19 protein-coding genes are annotated in these 17699 nt (G+C 64.4%); 7 read left to right on the top strand and 12 right to left on the bottom strand.

The genetic code is table 11. From position 1 onward, the window contains the following. Nucleotides 1-44 precede the first annotated feature (44 nt). The gene (locus tag QRN45_RS13080; protein WP_241707874.1) at nt 45-248 is read right to left on the bottom strand and encodes a hypothetical protein; all 204 of its coding nucleotides are present in this window, start codon (nt 246-248) and stop codon (nt 45-47) included. Next, nucleotides 245-784: a MarR family winged helix-turn-helix transcriptional regulator gene (locus QRN45_RS13085; protein WP_284763649.1), complete on the bottom strand. Its 540-nt coding sequence runs from the start codon at nt 782-784 to the stop codon at nt 245-247. The genes QRN45_RS13080 and QRN45_RS13085 overlap by 4 nt, the downstream gene beginning before the upstream one ends. Before the next feature lie 41 nt (nt 785-825). Here QRN45_RS13085 and QRN45_RS13090 point away from each other — a divergent pair, with 41 nt between their 5' ends. The 4 genes from QRN45_RS13090 to QRN45_RS13105 all read left to right on the top strand — a co-directional run bounded on the left by QRN45_RS13090 (nt 826) and on the right by QRN45_RS13105 (nt 7404). Further along, nucleotides 826-2340 (top strand): DHA2 family efflux MFS transporter permease subunit, encoded by a 1515-nt coding sequence (locus QRN45_RS13090; RefSeq protein ID WP_284763650.1) that lies wholly within the window; start codon nt 826-828, stop codon nt 2338-2340. 62 nt (nt 2341-2402) lie between these two features. Further along, entirely contained in the window at nt 2403-3293 is an 891-nt protein-coding gene (lgt, locus tag QRN45_RS13095) for a prolipoprotein diacylglyceryl transferase (protein WP_241707871.1), read from the top strand. Nucleotides 3294-3494: 201 nt separating this feature from the next. Continuing rightward, nucleotides 3495-5816 carry a transglycosylase domain-containing protein gene (locus tag QRN45_RS13100; RefSeq protein ID WP_284763651.1) on the top strand — a complete coding sequence of 774 codons (2322 nt, stop codon included), beginning with the start codon at nt 3495-3497 and terminating at the stop codon, nt 5814-5816. Between the two features lie 130 nt (nt 5817-5946). Further along, nucleotides 5947-7404 carry a cation:proton antiporter domain-containing protein gene (locus tag QRN45_RS13105; protein ID WP_284763652.1) on the top strand — a complete coding sequence of 486 codons (1458 nt, stop codon included), beginning with the start codon at nt 5947-5949 and terminating at the stop codon, nt 7402-7404. Between the two features lie 317 nt (nt 7405-7721). On the opposite strand, the gene QRN45_RS20930 is transcribed toward QRN45_RS13105, so the two are convergent. The 9 genes from QRN45_RS20930 to QRN45_RS13145 form a co-directional block, all read right to left on the bottom strand. Next, the gene (locus QRN45_RS20930) at nt 7722-7937 is read right to left on the bottom strand and encodes a helix-turn-helix domain-containing protein (protein ID WP_350309773.1); all 216 of its coding nucleotides are present in this window, start codon (nt 7935-7937) and stop codon (nt 7722-7724) included. Between the two features lie 489 nt (nt 7938-8426). Then, on the bottom strand, nt 8427-9497 hold the full coding sequence (locus QRN45_RS13110) for a YihY/virulence factor BrkB family protein (RefSeq protein WP_284763654.1): 1071 nt from the start codon (nt 9495-9497) through the stop codon (nt 8427-8429). Between the two features lie 93 nt (nt 9498-9590). Beyond that, on the bottom strand, nt 9591-10166 hold the full coding sequence (locus QRN45_RS13115) for a DUF3618 domain-containing protein (protein ID WP_284763655.1): 576 nt from the start codon (nt 10164-10166) through the stop codon (nt 9591-9593). Continuing rightward, the gene (locus QRN45_RS13120) at nt 10163-10588 is read right to left on the bottom strand and encodes a phage holin family protein (protein ID WP_241707851.1); all 426 of its coding nucleotides are present in this window, start codon (nt 10586-10588) and stop codon (nt 10163-10165) included. The genes QRN45_RS13115 and QRN45_RS13120 overlap by 4 nt, the downstream gene beginning before the upstream one ends. Continuing rightward, a complete protein-coding gene (locus QRN45_RS13125) occupies nt 10585-11535 on the bottom strand; it encodes a hypothetical protein (RefSeq protein WP_284763657.1) in 951 nt (316 codons plus the stop codon). Before QRN45_RS13125 ends, QRN45_RS13120 begins: the two co-directional genes overlap by 4 nt. A gap of 201 nt (nt 11536-11736) precedes the next feature. After that, a complete protein-coding gene (locus QRN45_RS13130; protein WP_264637629.1) occupies nt 11737-12492 on the bottom strand; it encodes an HAD family hydrolase in 756 nt (251 codons plus the stop codon). 469 nt (nt 12493-12961) lie between these two features. Next, entirely contained in the window at nt 12962-13237 is a 276-nt protein-coding gene (locus QRN45_RS13135; protein ID WP_241707848.1) for a hypothetical protein, read from the bottom strand. Between the two features lie 244 nt (nt 13238-13481). Continuing rightward, complete coding sequence (locus tag QRN45_RS13140) at nt 13482-13934, bottom strand: J domain-containing protein (protein ID WP_284763658.1); 453 nt, start codon at nt 13932-13934, stop codon at nt 13482-13484. Between the two features lie 194 nt (nt 13935-14128). Further along, the gene (locus tag QRN45_RS13145; protein WP_284763659.1) at nt 14129-14554 is read right to left on the bottom strand and encodes an Hsp20/alpha crystallin family protein; all 426 of its coding nucleotides are present in this window, start codon (nt 14552-14554) and stop codon (nt 14129-14131) included. Between the two features lie 132 nt (nt 14555-14686). On the opposite strand from QRN45_RS13145, the gene QRN45_RS13150 reads away from it, so the two are divergent. Together QRN45_RS13150 and QRN45_RS13155 are read left to right on the top strand one after the other, a co-directional pair. Then, the gene (locus tag QRN45_RS13150) at nt 14687-15004 is read left to right on the top strand and encodes a MerR family transcriptional regulator (protein WP_284763660.1); all 318 of its coding nucleotides are present in this window, start codon (nt 14687-14689) and stop codon (nt 15002-15004) included. A 226-nt stretch (nt 15005-15230) separates the two neighbouring features. After that, a complete protein-coding gene (locus tag QRN45_RS13155) occupies nt 15231-15386 on the top strand; it encodes a hypothetical protein (protein ID WP_171983377.1) in 156 nt (51 codons plus the stop codon). A gap of 168 nt (nt 15387-15554) precedes the next feature. Here QRN45_RS13155 and QRN45_RS13160 read toward each other — a convergent pair whose 3' ends face one another. Continuing rightward, nucleotides 15555-15983, bottom strand: coding sequence for a hypothetical protein (locus tag QRN45_RS13160; RefSeq protein ID WP_284763661.1), 429 nt, complete (start codon nt 15981-15983; stop codon nt 15555-15557). A 360-nt stretch (nt 15984-16343) separates the two neighbouring features. On the opposite strand from QRN45_RS13160, the gene QRN45_RS13165 reads away from it, so the two are divergent. Further along, the gene (locus tag QRN45_RS13165) at nt 16344-17588 is read left to right on the top strand and encodes an IS110 family RNA-guided transposase (protein ID WP_284763662.1); all 1245 of its coding nucleotides are present in this window, start codon (nt 16344-16346) and stop codon (nt 17586-17588) included. Nucleotides 17589-17699 lie beyond the last annotated feature (111 nt).

Raw genomic sequence — 17699 nt, forward strand, 5'->3', positions numbered from 1 at the left:
TCGCCGAGTCGGCCTACGGTGCTGTGCCGCGGAAAATCGCGTTTCTAGGGGTGTTCCCGCGCGAGGCTTTGGTGTTGGTTGAGGGCCCGCAGTACGGCGACGGCGGTCCAGAGGGCGGCGAGGTTCCACCACCAGGGACCGGCGGGCAGTGCCAGGGCGAGGACGACAAGAACAGTGACCGCTGTGATGTCGAGCAGGAGAACCGGCCAATACCTGTCGGTGCGTGGCGGCCGGGGCGTGCCCGTCACGGCCGTGTCCCGCTTTGCCGTGCCTGGTCCCGGTTCCGGGTCTGGTCCTCGGCTTCCAGCAGCGCCGCGAGGGCGGCCAGGGCAGGGACGGCGTTTTCTATTACGTTCTGGTAGGCCTCCGGGAGCCGTTCCAAGGCTTGGCCGAGCCTTCGGTCGTTGGCGGCCTGCCATGCTGACAGTATCTCCGTGCCGGTCTGCGTCAGGATCAGGTTCACGGCCCTGCGGTCCCCCGGACGGGGGGTGCGTTCCACGAATCCTGCGGTCACCATTTGCTGGACCAGGCTGCTGACGGTGTTGGTCGCCAGCCGTTGGCGGTCGGCGAGGTCACTGACCCCCATGCCGGGCTCATCGGCAAGGCGTTGCATGACCTCCACCTGGGCCATGGGCAGGGATTCCCAGGGGAACTCCTGCCGCACGCTGGAGCGCAGGACCCGCCGCAGACGCGTGATCACCCCGGTCAGCGACCAGGCATCGGCGCCGGCATAGTCACGGACCGCCGGGTCGGTGGCCGGGTCGGACGCATTGACGGTGTTCATGCCATTAGCCTAACCCGGTATTCCCCCTATAGAATAGTTCTGTGACCGAACAACTTTCTTCAGGCACAGCCCCTTTCTCCTCCGCTCCGCCCACCGGCTGGGGGAAGCTGTGGCGGGAACCGGCCAGGCCTGACTGGATCCGGCGACGACCCGGTGCGCCGTGGCTGGTCGTGGCAACGGTGTGTATCGGCGCGTTCATGGGCCAGCTGGATGCCAGCATCGTGACACTGGCGGTGCCGGCTATCAGGACTGACATGAACGCCACCCTCGCCCAGGTGGAGTGGGTGGCGCTGGTTTACCTTCTGGTGCTGGTGGGCAGCATCTCGGCGGTCGGCCGACTGGCGGACATGGTGGGGCGGAAGCTGCTCTACACCTATGGGTTCGCCCTGTTTACCCTCGCTTCCCTGGGGTGCGCGCTTGCCCCCGACATCACCTGGCTCCTGGTGGCCAGGGCTGTCCAGGCGGTCGGCGGGGCCATGTTGCAGGCCAACAGTGTTGCCCTGATCCGGACGAGCATGCCTGCCGGGAAGCTTGGTAAGGCCATCGGCCTCCAGGGTGCCGCGCAGGCCATCGGCCTGGCCATGGGCCCTTCGGTCGGAGGCCTCCTGATCGGCCTGGGTGGGTGGCGGTGGGTGTTCTTCGTCAACATCCCCGCAGGGATTATCGGGTTGCTGTTGGGCTGGTTCCTGCTCCCGCGCACCCACGTCAAGGCCCCCCGTGCCCGGCTGGACTGGCTGGGGCTGGTTGCCCTGATGCCGGCCGTCGGGGCCCTGCTCCTGGCTTTGTCGGAGGCGGCCAGGCTCGGTTTCGGCAACTCCGTTGTTCTCGGACTGCTGGGCGCATCGCTGGTTCTTTTCGTTCTCTTTGCCCTGCGGGAACGCCGGGCAAGACACCCCTTGGTAGACCTGTCGCTGTTCAGGTCCGGGACATTCAGCCGGGGCGTCGCGACCGGTCTGCTGGGCTATCTCGTGCTGTTCGGGGTCCTGTTCGTCACACCGCTGCATCTGGAATCGGAGTATTTCCTTCCCCCGGCCCAGGCCGGACTGCTGCTGACGGTCCTGCCGGTCTCATTGGGACTCGTTGCACCGGTTGCGGGTCTGCTGGCGGACCGATTCGGCGCCCGGTTGCCGGCGTCCGCAGGCATGGGACTGGCCGCAGCCGCGCTGGCCGCGCTCGTCTTCTCCTCCCATGATCTGTGGGTCACGGCAGCCGCCCTCGCGGCCATGGGTCTGGGGCTTGGCCTGTTCACCCCAGCCAACAACGCCTCCGTGGCAGCGGCCGGACACGACCACCAGGCCGGCATGGTCAGCGGCGTCTTGAACATGACCCGGGGCGTCGGAACCTCCCTGGGCGTCGCCCTGGGCGCCGTCGCGTACTCCCTCGCCAACGCCCTGGGCAACAGTGCCGGAGCCCCGGCGGTCCCCGGACTCGGTTTCCGGATCGCGGTGGCGCTCTTCGCGGTGCTCGGTGCCGCGGCGGCCATACTGTCGTTTCTGGGACGGCGCGCCCGCCCCAAGGCTCTTCCGGCCCGGGAGGACCATTCGGAACCCGGCTGACCTCAAGGTTGCCGAGCAACACTGTTTTTGCCCTAACTTCCCGAACAGGATCCCGAATCTCCATGACTGCCTCTGATTCCTTCTTCCCCTCGCCGACCGTCAGCGCCTTTCACCTAGGCCCCCTGACCATCCATTTCTACGCGCTGTGCATCCTGGCCGGGATCGTGCTGGCCGTCTGGCTGACGTCCCGGCGTTGGACCGCCCGCGGCGGTGCGCCCGGGCAGGTCCTGGACATTTGCCTCTGGGCGGTGCCCGCAGGGATCATCGGGGGCAGGCTCTACCACGTCATCACCGATCCCGAGCTCTACTTCCTTCCGGGAAAGAATCCGTGGAATGCCTTTGCTATCTGGGACGGAGGCTTGGGGATCTGGGGCGCCGTGGCCTTGGGCGTCGTGGGGGCATGGATCGGCTGCCGCAGGGCGAAGGTGTCTTTGGTGGCGTTCCTGGACGCAGTGGCGCCAGGTGTGGTTTTTGCCCAGGCCCTGGGCCGGTGGGGTAACTGGTTCAACAACGAGCTCTACGGGGATCCGACCGCTCTGCCGTGGAAACTCCAGATCCATCAGATGGATGCTGCAACTGGCTCGGCGGTGACCGATCCCTCGGGCGCGCCGGTGGTCCTGGGCTATTTCCAGCCCACGTTCCTCTACGAGTCCCTGTGGTGCGTCGTCGTCGGGCTTCTTCTTTTGTATGTGGACCGGCGCTTCACCCTCGGGGCGGGAAGCGTGTTCTCCCTGTATGTCGCCGGCTACACGGCGGGGCGCTTCGCTTTTGAACTGATGCGCTCCGACTATGCCAACCTGATCCTCGGGCTCCGGGTGAACACCTGGGTTGCCGGCCTCATCTTCCTGGCGGGCGCCGTCGCGTTCGTCCTGCTGTTCCGGCGCAGACGCTCGACGGCCGTGCCTGGGGATTCCGCGCCGGACTCCTCTGAACCGCTGACTACCGGCAGCTGACCCTCAGAGCCCGCATGACGGCGCGGAACCGACCCAGCCCGCACCCCGCCCACGTGTGCGATTTGCGGGCAATGCTCACCACCCGGGCACTTGAGAGACGCGGGGCACGACGCCCGACAACCAACCCGATCCATCGCCAGAGAACCTGAGGAAGATATGTTCAATCGGATACGAATTCGGCCTTGGCCCCGTGAACGAGGCATGCTTCCGCACGGTGCTGGGTCCGATCCGGCCCGGAGCCCTGCGCCGGCCGCTGTGACTTCCGGCAGGAACCCGCTCCTGGACACGGGCACAACGCTCGGCCGGATCCTGCTCTTCCTCGGCGTGAGCGCCGTCTGCGGGATGCTCGTGGCCGGCCTGATGGTCCCCGCCGCAGCGGTGGCCGGGATCACAGCGAGCGGCTCGGCCCAGTTCTTCAACGGGCTGCCCAGTGAGCTGACTGTGGCACCTGCCGGGCAGGTGACGAGGGTACTCGCAGCAGACGGATCCCAGATCGCGACGCTGTTCAACGAGAACCGCACCCAGGTTCCCCTCGAGCAGATGTCCCCGAACATCAAGAACGCCATCGTCGCGATCGAGGATTACCGCTTCTACGAGCACGGCGGCATCGACCCGACCGGCATCCTGCGCGCCCTCGTGACGAACAGCGGCGGGGCCCGGCAGGGCGCCTCCACGTTGACCCAGCAGTACGTGACCAACGTGCTCAACGAGAACCTCATCGCCCAGGGCAAGGACGCCCAGGTGGTGCTCAACGGCCAGAAGACCATCAACGACAAGCTCCGGGAGATGAAGCTCGCCATTGGCCTCGAGAAGCAGTTCACGAAGGACCAGATCCTCGCCGGCTACCTCAACATCGTCGGCTTCAACGCCAACGCCTACGGCATCCAGGCCGCCAGCCAGTACTTCTTCTCCGTTGACGCCAAGGACCTTACGGTGCCCCAGGCGGCCCTGCTCGCCGGCCTGGTCAACGGACCCTCGCTGTTCGACCCCACCCAGCACCCGGTGGCGTCCAAAACGCGGCGGGACCTGGTGCTCGATGCGATGCTCCAGCACGGCTACATCAACCAGCGGCAGCACGACGACGCCGTCAACACCCCGATCCAGCTGAAGGTCAACCCGCCCAAGCAGGGCTGCGCCTACGCCGTCCAGGCCCAGTACTTCTGCGATTACGTCCTCCACCAGATCCAGAACGACCCGGCCTATGGCGCGACACAGGAGGACCGGATCCAGAAGATCATGCGCGGCGGCCTGACCATCAAGACCACCCTGGACCCGCGCCTCCAAGGACCCGCCCAGGCCCAGGTCGACGCCACGACCGGGACGAACCCGGACAAATGGGGCGCCTCCCTCGTGACGGTCCAGCCCGGTACAGGCAAGGTCCTCGCCATGGCACAGAACTCCCGTACGCTCGCCGGCCAGGGCACAAGCTTCGTCTCGACCTACAACTTCAACGTCGACCGCGCGGACGCCAACGGCAACGACCTGGGCGGCGTGGGCGGCATGCAGCCCGGCTCGACCATGAAGCCGGTGACCCTCGCGGCCTGGCTCGGCGAAGGCAAAACAACGAACCAGATTGTCGACGCGTCAAGGCGTCGCTACGGCGTCAACTACCCGTGGAAGACGACATGCGGGGCCGTCCATGGCTGGTTCGACAGCACTCTTCCACCCTCCACGGACCTGCAGAACGACGAACCCGGCTGGTACCGGCCCATGACCGTCCGGCAGGGCATCTACAACTCAATCAACACCGCGACGTTCGCGTCCCTGGCCGGCCTGAACGACTTCTGCGACGTCCAACGGGCGGCCGACGCCATCGGCCTGCACCTGGGCGACGGGAACGACAAGAAGATCGACCTCTCGACCCTGGGTAATATCCTGGGCAGCCAGAACGTCGCCCCCCTGACGATGGCCAACGCCTTCGCTACCTTCGCCGCGGACGGCACGTACTGCGCACCCATCTCGATCGCCGAAGTCGACGACGCCTCGGGCAAGAGAATCGGCGGGCAGGCATCGGCGTGCCAGCCGAACGCCCTGAAACCGGATGTCGCCAAGGCGACCACCAATGTCCTCCAGGATGTCCTCACCAAGGGCTCCGGCCTGCTCATCCCGCAGAAGCTCGGCGTCCCGGACGCTGCCAAGACCGGCACCAACCAGTACAACAACCAGACCTGGGTTCTTGGCTACACCAAAGGCCTGGCAACGGCGTCCTTCTTCGGAGACCCCTTCAACGGCGGTCCCTCCCGGCTCGGACGCGACATCACGGTCAACGGCAGATACTACCCCGTGGTGGACGGGGCCTACATCGCCGGACCACAGTGGGCGCAGTACATGCAGCAGGTCGTCGGTCTCTACGACCACGGCGACTTCGACGCCCCGCCGCAGAGCCTCATCGGCGGTTCCGCGACACAGACCCGCAGCAGCGACCAGGCCACCGGAGGGACCCCGAGCCAGGCACCGCAGCCGACGGCGCCCCAGGCCCCGACAGCCCCGTCGAAACCCGGCAACGGAAACGGGAAGGGCTGATGCCCTCATCGCGGCAGGCCAGGTCGGGCCTCGGTCGACGGAGCGTGGCAGCGATTCTTGACAGGTCAAGCTCTGGCTTCTGACACCGGCTTCAGTTCCCGGTGCCCGTTCGCGGCGTAGCATTCAACACGTGATCGACCTCGAGCCGTTTTCCCTCATCATGCTCTTGGTCGCGGGCGCTCTGCTTGCCGCCGTGTTGACCCATCGCCTCAGCGCCCGGCTCCGTGTACCCGCGCCGGCCTTGTTTCTCTTGGCCGCGTCCCTGGCCTCCGATGTTGTACCCGGGCTCGAACACATCCCGGTGACTGTGGATGAACGAATCGTCACCGTTGCCTTGGTATTCATCCTCTTCGATGGCGGCATGCACATCGGCTGGCACCGGTTCCGTCAATCAGCCGGGGCCATAGCGTGGATCGGGATCGCCGGAACCGCGGCAACGGCAGCCGCCCTGGCACTGGCCGCTCATGCGTTTTTTGGATTCGGTTGGGGCGCGGCCCTGCTCATCGGTGCGGCCCTGTCCCCGACAGATCCCGCCGTCGTGTTCTCCGTCCTGGGCGGCCGGGAAATCACCGGCCGCACAGGCACCATCTTGGAGGGTGAATCGGGGGCGAACGACCCGGTCGGCATCGCCTTGATGATCAGCCTGCTCGGCGCCACAGGTGGCGGGCTTGACGCCGTGGCCGTCGGCACAGCGGACTTCATGCTCCAAATGGCCGTCGGTGCTCTCATCGGTTTCTTGGCCGGACATGGCTTATTGGCGCTGATGCGCAAGGTTGCCCTGCCGAACGAAGCCCTGCACTCGGTGGGAACGATGGCGGCTGTTGCCTTCATCTATGCCGCAACGACCTTGCTCCACGGTTCAGGGTTCTTGGCAGTGTTTCTGGCAGGAATCATCATCGGGGACCAACGCGCCCCTCACAAACGCGACATCGAACGCTTCAGCGCCGGCATCGCCAGCCTGGCCGAAATCGTCGCGTTCACAGTTCTCGGGCTCAGCGTCCCGCTCCTGGAGGTCCTCCGCTCCGGCGAGCTGGGGACCGGGCTGGCCCTTGCCGGCCTGCTCATCCTCATCATCCGCCCCGCCCTTGTCGGATTGCTCACAATACCCATCCGCCTGCGCCGCGGCGAACGCGCCTTCATCCTGCTCGCCGGCCTCAAAGGAGCCGTCCCGATCCTGCTGGGCATGTTCATCCTCAGCGCCGGACCGCCCGATGCGTCACGCATCTACTCCATTATCTTCATCGTCGTCCTGACCTCGGTCATCGTTCAAGGCACACTCGTGCCCTACCTAGCCGCACTCCTGCACGTGCCGATGCGCCGCATCGACCCGGAACCCTGGGGCATTGGCCTGCGGTTCACCGACGAACCGCACGGACTGCACCGCCACGTCGTCGAGCCCGGATCCCCGGCGGATGGCTCGACCATTGCGGAGATGGCCCTGGGCGAATCAGGGTGGATCAGCATGATCCGACGAGACGGCCAGCTCATCCAAGTCCGCGGCGAAACCACACTGCATGCCGGTGACGTCGTGCTCGCCCTCTCGGATTCGGAAACCGGGCTCGCACGACTCTTCAAGCAACCCCGGTAAGGCCTGCAGGCCCCAGACCGGGGCCTCATGGACCATCGGGAATTATCCGGAACACTGGATAATTCAACGCGGTTTCATTGAACGGGCTACATCGTCCCGGTCAGATTTCTGCGTCGTTGTGATAAAGGATCTACCGCTGGGCATAAGGGGCAGGAGCGCAACTTGGGGGACCGGGAACAATCCAAAACTTCGGGAGGAAATGAGCGGAGCGCCGAACGAAGTTTTGGATTGCGAGCGGCGCGCAGCGCCCTGGTTGCGCGGAGGACCCGCCCAGCGATGATCGAGCATCAGAACGACAAAAGCCGCTGGTAAGGCACCTAATCTTCCATGCGCAAGGATAACCACGAATTGAATTCACTCCGACTGATCCACAGATGGCGGCCGATTCGGTAGGGACGGGGGCCGACGTGCTTCACCCGCCACTGGTAGAACGTCTGCTCAGGAATTTGCAAAGGGGTGCAGATGTCTTTCGGGGTCAGCCATTGTTCGTCGGCAGTGTCCGCCGCACTTCTGTGGTCTGGCGTCGTGGTCATCGGTGTCTCCGTCGTGTCCGCGGTTTGGTCGTCGGCGGAAGTGCCGATTGTGTTCCTGGTTCATGGGGACGACGGGGACAGGTGGCATGACGATGGGCTGAGACCGCGGCCAAGTGATCGATTCGACCTTGGCACGGCCACCCAGCCACGGCGATTCGCCCCGCGCCTCGGTTCAAGTCCGGGTAGCCCTACCCGAAAAGGGCCCCTGAGCTGCGGAAACGCAGTTCAGGGGCCCTTTTGACTTTTGGGGTTCCAAGGTCGCCACCCACCGGAATCGAATTGAGCCCGTTCCCGACCGCTCAGTGACGGGACCAGCATGACGATGATCCACGTGAGGTTGCCCAGGCCCTCCTCCTTCAGTCAGGAGCTGGACGCAGGTCGGAGGCCGAGCCATCCTCAAAGCCGGCGCCAACGGCGGACTGGTCCATTAGCCTGGCGTTTGGTGCTCATCCGTCGATCCGGACCCTGATCACTGCTGCCGGGTCCGGGTCAATCCGCGTTCCGGGTGTGTCGCGCGCTAAGCCTTTCGCCGTCGACCACATCTTCTTCTTCCCGTTTCTCAAGTTTCCCGTTGCGCTTCGTTCCGCGAGGCGGGAGCTGGATGGCTTCTTCGGCGTCGATTCCTGCCTGCAGTTCCCGCCCGCGTTCCATTTCGGCGTCGAACTCTGCGCCGAACAGGAGGGACATGTTCAATATCCATAACCACAGGAGCATCACGATGACACCCCCTATTGCCCCGTAGGTCTTGTTGTAGTTGCTGAAGTTGGCCACGTAGAAGCCAAAGCCGAGCGATGCAAGGATGAATGCCAGCAAAGCGATGAAGGAGCCGATGCTCATCCAACGGAACCGCGGCTGCTTCACGTTAGGGGTGACGTAGTACAAGACCGCGATGATCAAGACCACCAGCAGGACGACGACGGGCCATTTTGCGAAGCTCCAGACCGTCAGGAGGTCTCCGCCAAGGTTGACTGCCCTCCCCACGGCGTCGGCCACGGGTCCGCTGAGCACGAGCATGCCGGCGATCAGGGCCACGAGCATCACCGCAAACACAGTGACGCCGAGCATGGTTGCGCGGAGTTTGATGAACCCGCGCCCTTCGTCCACTTCGTAGACGCGGTTCATGGCCCTGCTGAAGGCTCCCACATATCCGGACGCCGACCACAGCGCAGCGGCGAGACCGAGTACCAGGGCGAAGCCGGCCGACGTCGAGGTCGTGAGCTCTTCAATGGGCTGGCGGATGGTGGCGATGGTGGATCCCGGGGCGATGCCTTGGAGGAGGTCCAGGAGCGCGGAGGTGCTCTTGCCTGCCTGCCCGAAAATACCGAGAAGGGAGACGAGCGCAAGCAATGCAGGGAAAAGGGAAAGCACCGCGTAGTAGGTCAGCCCCGCGGCGGCGTCCGGGCACTGGTCCTTGGCGAACTCCCGGAAAGTCCTCTTGGTTATGTAGGTCCAGGTTGGCTTGGCGATGTCCGTGGGCCTGTCCGGTTTTCTGGCATCATCGGCATCCGGGGCTGTTGCTGCCTTGGCCTTGCTGCTTTCGGCGGGGCTGTTCGACGTCATGGATGTCCCTCATTCCAGAGCGGGCTGGAGGCGTACTGTCCTGTATGCCGCATTGGCCTGACAGCACGCCTCCGTGTGGTGGATCCGTGTGGATCAGGCCGGATGGATCCTGTCCCTGGCCGCTGTGGTGCTGTCCGTTACGTCGGAAACGGCGGTCTGGGATTCTTCCTTGACGTTTTCGACTGCCTCAGTGGCCGCGGACTTCACGTTGTCCAGCGCTTCCTGGGCCGGCTCCTGGAGATCCCGGGCCACAGCCTGAGCCGCCGCGGAAAGTTCGGTGGTCAGGGGTTCGGCCGCTTCCTTCAGGGCCGCAGCTGCCTCCTTTTCCTTATCGCTTGCCGGGATCAGGGAAGCCACCAGCAGCCCGGCGCCGAAGGCTATCAACCCGGCCGCCAACGGGCTGCCTTGGGCCTTGCCGGCCAGGCGGTGCGGCACGTCGCCTATGGCCGCACCGGCGTCGTCGAACGCTGATCGCCCGCCATCTGCCAGCCCATCCGCAGCACCCATGACGTTCTCCTTCACGCCGAAGACGGCGTCTTTGACTTTTTCGGTTTGGCGTCGGACTACTTGAGATGGCGTCACTTTATCTGCCACTGCGTCAACGTTGGTACCAAGGCGCCGGCGGGTTTCCTCTATCTCGGAACGGATATCATCCGGGTTTTCACTCATCGTTGCTCCTCGCGTGGTTTGAGTGTTTCTGGGATTTCCTGGACTGTTGCGGCTGTCTGGGGCATGCCTTTGACGGCTTTGAGTTCCTTTCGGCCTATCGACGCCAGTACAGCGGCCACGATCGCCCAGAGGACAGCCACGACGACGGCGGACCAGCCCAGGCCCATCAGCTCGCCTAGTGCGTACCAAAGGGCGAGGGAAAGGAAGAGGAGGACAAAATGTCCGGCAACGCCGGCGCCTGCCAGCATTCCGGCACCTTTGCCTGCCTGCGCCGTGGACTGCTTCAGTTCAGCTTTGGCCAGCTCCACTTCCTGGCGCATCAGCGTGGAAATGTCCCGCGTGACCTCGCCCAGAAGGTCTCCCAGCGATGTCGATTCCGCTTTGGCCTGCGCGGGCGTCGGCGGGATGTGGCTCTCGGTCATCGCGACTCACCGCTGGTGGGCTCGACGCCGGGCCCGCTCCCGCCGTCGGCTGCGTCGTTTCCTGCCAGGGGAGCAGGAGAACCAAGACGGTGCGAACGGTCACGGATGAATGGATCCTCGGCTGTCCCGCCGTCAGGCCACGGATCGGCTTCCGGCTCGGTGACCGGCGCGGGTTGAGGCAGGGTTCCGGGATCGCCTGCAGGCGCAAAGGTCCCATCCCCCAGGCCGGTGCCGGGGTTCGGGTATCCAGCGGTCGTCGTGGCGGGTCCAGGGAGCTGGACCGGAGGAGGGGGCACTGTCATCCCTGGCCCGGGGACGAAAGACCGGTCCCCGCTGCGGTTCGGCTGGACGGCTGCCCGCCCGGGGGCCGTTCTTTGCGGAGTGCGCTCAGCGCCGGCACTCAGTCCGCGGCTCAGGCGGCCGGCCAGGACGCCTGCTCCGGCGGCCAGAAGGAGGAACGCGCCGGGACGCTGTCGCGCGAAGGTCTTCACTTCGTCCAGGAGGGAGCCCGGATCCCGGTCTTCCAGCCAGGTCGCCACGGACGAAGACCGTTGGGCGGCTTGCCGCACCAAATCCGTTGCGACGCCGGGTTGTTCCGAAGCGGTGGCCATGGAATGCAGTTCCTCCGAGATGGATCGAAGGCCTGCCGCGACTTTTTGCTGTTGCCTTCCGGCCTGGTCCGTGAGGTCCAGCCTGGCCTGCTCCAACAGATCCCTTGCGCTTGAATTCACTTCAGAGGCAACGTTCGCAACTTCGGATTTCGCGGTTTCGACGACGTTCATCGCAGAGTCCCCGGCCTGCTCGGCCACGTTCCCTGCTTCGTCCTTGATGGTTTCCGTCGTCGGCATGCCGCTGTTCTGGGTCTGCGGCGGGTGAACTTGCGCATCCGCTGGTCGCTCGGTGGCCGGCGGGGGCGTGTCATTCCCGTCCCGTTGGTTCTCTGTCATCTTCGCTCTCTTTCCAAGAAGGTCGGCTGCGGATCAAGAACCAGAAATACTGGCAGTTAAGATAGTAAGCATGCTTACCTTCCGAGCGTAACCCCTTGTCCATGAATCCGGTGGGAAAGGTCCGCGAACTGCGCCGGGGAACGGCTTGCCCGCGCTTTGCGGGGCATTTCCTGGCCGAGGATGGGGATGCTTTTGCGGCGACTATCCCGACGTGTTGTCCGTAGGTGCCCCTGGTGCGGTTCCGCGGGATTCCGCACCATCAATCCGGCGGGCAAGTTTTCCAATGGAACTGGCGTCCAGTCGATGGAGGAGCGCTCTTGGTCCCGAATAGACTTCGACCGCTCCCGCTTCAAAAAGCTCGGCTGCACTGATTCCGCCGCATGTGAGGCCGATCGTTTCGATGCCGAGCCGGGCGGCAGCCTTGACATCCCAGACGGAATCGCCGACGAATACCACATCTGCGGCCTTTAGATGCAGCTTCTCAAGTGCGGCCAGAAGAATGTCGGGGGAGGGTTTGCTCTCGGCGGCGTCGGCCGAACTTGTCGCACAATCGATCCAGGGTTCGGCGTCGAGAATGCCTCGGAGCACCTGAAGATCCCGCTCGTTTGCCGAGGAAGCCAACGCCACGGCCAACCCTGATTCCACGCACCCTTGCAGGAGTGTCCTTGCCGATTCGAAAGGGCGGATAGCGGGCCAAAAGGTCGAGAATATCGAGCCGTGAGCGCGCTCGACCGTAGCGCGGATATCCCGATCGGAGTCCGCGGGGAGTAGCCGCTCAAGCAGTTTGTCTCCACCCATGCCGATGTGACGGTGGATTGATGCCATCGGCACGTCCAGCCCCTGTTGCCGGAAGGCCTGCCACCACGCCATTGTGTGGAAATAGGTGGAATCAACGAGGGTTCCGTCCACATCGAACAGGACCCCGACGTCTTTGGCGCTTTTCGGTTGGTCATTCATGAGTGGCAACCTTCCTTTGGCTGCTCCGGCCCCGGGCCATGAGGAGATTCCGGGTAAAGCATTCGCGGGTGGACGGTCCTTGACCGTGCTGCCCCAGAGTGCAGCACAATATTGTAAGTATACTTACTGAAAGGAACGCCAGACCTTATTGCGGAGGCCGCGTGGAACACCAGACGGAGTACAAGCCGGGACCTTCACGGTAGAAACAAGTAGCCGTTACTCAATCGCCGGGCCGTTTCGGCGGTTTACGATCGGCGCGAGGGCGATTTCCTGGAAGACGCTCTCGGCGGTAGCTGCGCCAATGCCCGGCACAGGGTGACACCGGGCATTGGCGCGCTTCATTTCCCAGGTACGGCGCTCAGTAGGTCGGCGGACCGTTCAGCGCAGCCCGGCCGGCCCGCTGCGGCGGGCGCGTTCAGTCCGCCGTACTGCCCTACTTGCCATGCCGTGGGCGCCATGGTGTCCGGGTTTAGTCGCTGCTGTTGAGGATGTAGTCCACTGCTGCCGGCCCTGTCATACGCAAGCCTTGGAAGACGCCCTTCTTGCCTTTCCCGTTCTTTTCCGTCTGGAGGCCCGCGATCCGGAGGGCCGTGCGGAAGGCGTGGTCGGGGAGGGGGACTTTGCGGTTAAGGGAGCACCAGCTGACGTAGAGCCCATAGAACGCGTCGGCGTTGAGTCCTGAATCGTTCGTGTCATCTTTGATGATGCAATCCTCGAGGAACTGGCTGATCTGTGGAGGGGTCATGGTGCGCTCCGGGTCATTGATTTCTCATCCGGGTATTGTCCATCAGGGCCCGGACCATGGCAGGAAGCTTCCGGCCAGTCCGGGTACGGTATTCAGTGCTGGGTTCCTTAGGTGAACTCCTTGGCGCTGTTCCTTTGCCCCAGCGCTGTTCGAAGCGTTCGTGGAACGCGTGCATCAATTGATTGTCGAATGAGCTCAGGTACTCATGGAGGCTCCTAGTGATTGCGTGGGTGGCTTTGGGCGCTCAGCGCCCTATCCGCAGGATCAGCGTGTAACCGTTTGGGAGATTTAAACATTGCCAGCCCGGCGATCCCGGGGACCGTCCGCCGGGCGGCTCCCGGATAACCGGTCCAATCAGCAGCGAGGCGGCGGGTAGTACCTGCTCTGAGGTCCACACGGAGGCTTCGTCCGGCCGCTGCCGCTTCGTGTCCGTAGTTGGCTGCCGGTGTTCCCGGTCGTAGGTCGCCCGCTTTTCCCGGTTGCCGAGGATGGCATAGGCAGCCATGATGTCCTGCAGCTCCTGGAGCTCCTCCTGCAATTCCGGTTCCGCCGGACCGGGATCACGAGCCACACGGGCAGGCCGGGTGTCCGGGTGCCGGCCGCGCACGAGCGTGCGGTAGGCGCGGGTCACCTCACGCGCCGTGGCGGTCGGGGCGATATGCAGGATGTCGTAGGGATTCGGGCCGTTGTTCCTCATCGTAGGTGCTTGGTTCAGGTGGGCGGGGGGATGGTCCCCGGCCTGTTCGGCCGGGGACCATCGTTGCGGGAGTCATCCTCGGGGCCTCATCCATCCGTGCGCTGGCTGCGCTGTGGCGTGGTCTGTGAACTCGACCGCCCTTTGCGTGTGGTGGGCCGATGGGGTGCTCCCGGTCCGGGAGGCTGCGCCGAGGGTCAGGCGCTGATTTCCTGGCGCTGTTTTCCGGCGGTTTCGATTTCGATGCGGCGCGCCTTTGCTTTCTCCGCCACCGGGATGCGCAGGGTCAGGACTCCGGCGTCGTAGCTTGCTTTGACACCGTTCGTGTCCAGCGCGTCGCCGAGGATGAGCTGGCGGCTGAAGACGCCGCGGGGTCGTTCGGAGGCAATCATTTCGGTGCCCTCGCTGACGGGGTCCGTGCGTTCGGCCTTGACAGTCAGGACGTTGCGTTCGACGTCGATGTCCACCGAGTCCACGTTGACTCCGGGCAGATCGAAGGCGACTACGAAGTCCTCGCCTTCGCGCCAGGCGTCCATCGGCATCGCCGCCGGCCGTGCCGTGGTGCCGAGCACCTGCTCGGCCAGCCGGTCGAATTCACGGAACGGATCCGTTCGCATCAGCATGGTGTGTCACTCCTTGCGGATCGAAGTTTTTGTTGTCAACCCAGCCGATCTATGGTGGCTGGTATATATTTCTTATAGCACCATGAATGGATCAGGGCAAGGCTGATTTTTGAAGGATTTTGGAGGTACCCGATGGGGCAGGCCGAGGACCGGGGGAGGGGCGTGTACGCGATTTCCGTCGCCGCCGAACTGGTGGGGACGGGCCAGCAGAACCTGCGCCTCTACGAACGCAAAGGCTTGTTGGAACCGGGCAGGACCCTGGGCGGGACCCGCCAGTACAGCGAGGACGATCTCGTGATATTGCGGCGGATCGGTGAGCTGCTGGACTCGGGGTTGAACCTGGCGGGCATCCGGATGGTCCTTGTGTTGGAGGCCGACAACCGCCGTCTTGAGGCGGAGCTCAGATCCGCGAACGCTACACGGAACGCCGCTCGGCCTAGGTCAGGATGAGCAGGGAGAACCGGGAAAGGGAAGATGGAGTCTGACCGTGGCACAGGACTGGGGTTCGGGACCCGGAGCTTGCGGCGGCCGCCATTGACGACTTCCGCGAATCGTCGGACGCAACGGCTCATCCGGTACCGGCCAGTACCACTGGAAACGCTGTTCCGCGCGGAGTAGATTAGGGCCAGCCGCCGACCCGGGGCTGTTCGAGAACACAATTTGGGAGGTAATGGTAATGAGCGCGTTGCTTTGGATCCTGGCCGTTATCGCGATCGTTTTGTTCATCATCGGCGGCACGGTCAAGGCTGTCGGCTTCCTGCTCTGGATCGCTCCGATCGTGCTTGTGGTCGCTGTGATCATGTTCTTCGTCAACCGCGGCCGAAGCGTCTAAGCCCCGATCACGCAAGGGAATCGCGGGTTGGCCTGTGCTGGTGCACGTGCCTTTCGCCGTGCAGGTGGCCTTTCGACGTGCTGGTTACGGTCTGAATTTCGGTACGGCGAGTTGACCCGCGGTTCTCAGATGCCCGGCGGGATCGATGGGGACGGCATTCTGGCTTCCTCAGCCCCTGCCCATGCCGACAGAAGGATCCTCGTCGGATTCGAGGGCCTCGGACGTCCCGTCCTGGGGGTCAGGCTCCGGAAGGCCGGCAGGCCCTGGAACCCGGCTCCTGGCAGCTTCTGCAGAGGCACCTTCCGCCCCGGGGCTCCGGCCAGCATCAGTTGAATCCAGACTCTCGGCAGAGGTCTGTGAGTTGCCTTCACGAAGGCCAGATGAGGGTGCATCGACTGACGAGCCACCAGCGCCCGCGGCTTCGCGTGCGGCTGCTGTGGCGTTGGTGGCCTCGCTGACCGAGGAGTTCCCTTTGATGGGCTCGCCAGGCCTTCCGGGGTGGGGTACATGCCCGTCGTCGTTTGGTTCTGACGATCGGGCGAGGTCCTCCATGGCGTTCTCCGCTGCCTTGCTGATTTCGTCGCGCGCACTCATCATGCCTCCCAAGGTCCGGCGGAGCCGGGGGTTCCGGCATCTTCAATCCCAGGTTAGTTCCCGAGGAGCTTCGTTCCGTCGTAGGGGTGGAAAATATGCGTGCCGGAACCTGGATCGGTCAGCCTTCTGGTGCTGTGGAGCGGTATGCGGGCAGACTGGTGAGTGTGTTTCGGTCGTCCCCGATACGTCTATGGTGCCTGTGAGCCTGTGGGTTAGTTTGGTGGTGGAGGGCACAGTTTCTTGTCCGCGGGATCGTGGATTGTTGCCTTTTTGAGCACGAATGTCAGATTTGTTGTTTATCCGCCCTCCCCGGAACACAGACACCTTGCCCCTGCAGGAACGGTTTTTGGAAGGTGATCCGTCATGGAGGTCATTCACCCGCGCTGCGCGGGTGTCGATGTGTCGAAGAAGGATGCGAAGGTCTGCGTCCGTGTCCAGGGCCGGGGCACGCGGCCCACCACGTCCACCGTCACGACCTGGGCCTCGATGACCGGACAGATCCTGGACCTGAAGGAGCACCTGCTCAACGAGCGTGTGACTCTGGTCGTGATGGAAGCGACCAGCGATTACTGGCGCCCGTTTTTCTATCTTCTCGAGGACGACGGGCTGGAGGTAATCCTGGTCAACGCCCGCGACGCCAGGAATGTCCCTGGCCGTAAGACCGATGTCTCCGACGCTGCGTGGCTGGCTGATCTGGGCGCTCACGGGCTGGTGCGGGCCTCCTTCGTGCCCCCGCCGCCGATCCGTGAGCTGCGGGACCTGACCCGGGCCCGGACCGTCATCACCCGGGAGCGCACCCGGGAAGTGCAGCGGCTGGAGAAACTCCTCGAGGATGCGTGCATCAAGCTCTCCTCGGTGGCCTCGGACATCACCGGGGTCTCGGGACGGTTGATGCTCCAAGCCCTCATCGACGGGCACGAGGACCCGGCCGAGCTGGCGGAGCTGGCGCACGGGCGGATGCGGGCGAAGATCCCCGAGCTCACCGACGCGCTGGCCGGACGGTTCCTTGACCATCACCGCTACATGGCCGCCCTGTATCTGCACCGGATCGACGCGCACACCGCCGACATCAACGACCTCAGCGCGAGGATCGAGCAGGCGATGGAACCCTTTCGCGACGCCCGGGAGCTCCTGATCAGCATCCCGGGATTCAGCACCACCGTGGCCGAGGTCTTCATCGCCGAAACCGGGGCCGACATGAGCGTCTTCCCGACACCGCAACAACTGGCATCCTGGGCCGGCACGTCCCCGGGAGCGAACGAGTCCGCCGGCCGGGTCAAGTCCGCCAAGACCCGGCCCGGCAACCGCTATCTCAAAGGCGCCCTGGGCATCGCAGCCATGTCCGCGGTGCGGTCCAACGGCACTTATTTCGCAGCGAAATACCGGCGCATCGCGTCCCGGCGCGGACCCGTCAAAGCACTCGTCGCCGTCGAACACGCCATGCTCACGGCCGCCTGGTACATGCTCACCACCGGCGAACTCTACCGGGACCCGGGAGCCGACTACTTCACCCGACGCACACCCTCCAGAACAAAGGCCCACGCTATCGGACAACTCGAATCCCTGGGCTACAAAGTCACCATCGAACCACTCACGGCAACCCGATAGGTGCCGGCCCGAACAGCTGCCCTTTCCCCAGCCACAATCGCCCAGGACTATGGAGCCAACCTCATTTTCATGTCAGTCAGTATGCTGATTAATTTGCTGGGGGCGGGGCGC

The sequence above is a fragment of the Arthrobacter sp. efr-133-R2A-63 genome, assembly GCF_030209795.1.
Classification (GTDB): Bacteria; Actinomycetota; Actinomycetes; order Actinomycetales; family Micrococcaceae; genus Arthrobacter; species Arthrobacter bambusae_A.

What these genes read in the sequence shown, in the direction of transcription:
- QRN45_RS13085 (WP_284763649.1), bottom strand. Translation starts at nt 784, where the DNA reads ATGAACACCGTCAATGCGTCCGACCCGGCCACCGACCCGGCGGTCCGT.
- lgt (WP_241707871.1), top strand. Translation starts at nt 2,403, where the DNA reads ATGACTGCCTCTGATTCCTTCTTCCCCTCGCCGACCGTCAGCGCCTTT.
- QRN45_RS13100 (WP_284763651.1), top strand. Translation starts at nt 3,495, where the DNA reads ATGCTTCCGCACGGTGCTGGGTCCGATCCGGCCCGGAGCCCTGCGCCG.
- QRN45_RS20930 (WP_350309773.1), bottom strand. Translation starts at nt 7,937, where the DNA reads ATGACCACGACGCCAGACCACAGAAGTGCGGCGGACACTGCCGACGAA.
- QRN45_RS13110 (WP_284763654.1), bottom strand. Translation starts at nt 9,497, where the DNA reads ATGACGTCGAACAGCCCCGCCGAAAGCAGCAAGGCCAAGGCAGCAACA.
- QRN45_RS13115 (WP_284763655.1), bottom strand. Translation starts at nt 10,166, where the DNA reads ATGAGTGAAAACCCGGATGATATCCGTTCCGAGATAGAGGAAACCCGC.
- QRN45_RS13120 (WP_241707851.1), bottom strand. Translation starts at nt 10,588, where the DNA reads ATGACCGAGAGCCACATCCCGCCGACGCCCGCGCAGGCCAAAGCGGAA.
- QRN45_RS13125 (WP_284763657.1), bottom strand. Translation starts at nt 11,535, where the DNA reads ATGACAGAGAACCAACGGGACGGGAATGACACGCCCCCGCCGGCCACC.
- QRN45_RS13130 (WP_264637629.1), bottom strand. Translation starts at nt 12,492, where the DNA reads ATGAATGACCAACCGAAAAGCGCCAAAGACGTCGGGGTCCTGTTCGAT.
- QRN45_RS13135 (WP_241707848.1), bottom strand. Translation starts at nt 13,237, where the DNA reads ATGACCCCTCCACAGATCAGCCAGTTCCTCGAGGATTGCATCATCAAA.
- QRN45_RS13140 (WP_284763658.1), bottom strand. Translation starts at nt 13,934, where the DNA reads ATGAGGAACAACGGCCCGAATCCCTACGACATCCTGCATATCGCCCCG.
- QRN45_RS13145 (WP_284763659.1), bottom strand. Translation starts at nt 14,554, where the DNA reads ATGCTGATGCGAACGGATCCGTTCCGTGAATTCGACCGGCTGGCCGAG.
- QRN45_RS13150 (WP_284763660.1), top strand. Translation starts at nt 14,687, where the DNA reads ATGGGGCAGGCCGAGGACCGGGGGAGGGGCGTGTACGCGATTTCCGTC.
- QRN45_RS13155 (WP_171983377.1), top strand. Translation starts at nt 15,231, where the DNA reads ATGAGCGCGTTGCTTTGGATCCTGGCCGTTATCGCGATCGTTTTGTTC.
- QRN45_RS13160 (WP_284763661.1), bottom strand. Translation starts at nt 15,983, where the DNA reads ATGATGAGTGCGCGCGACGAAATCAGCAAGGCAGCGGAGAACGCCATG.
- QRN45_RS13165 (WP_284763662.1), top strand. Translation starts at nt 16,344, where the DNA reads ATGGAGGTCATTCACCCGCGCTGCGCGGGTGTCGATGTGTCGAAGAAG.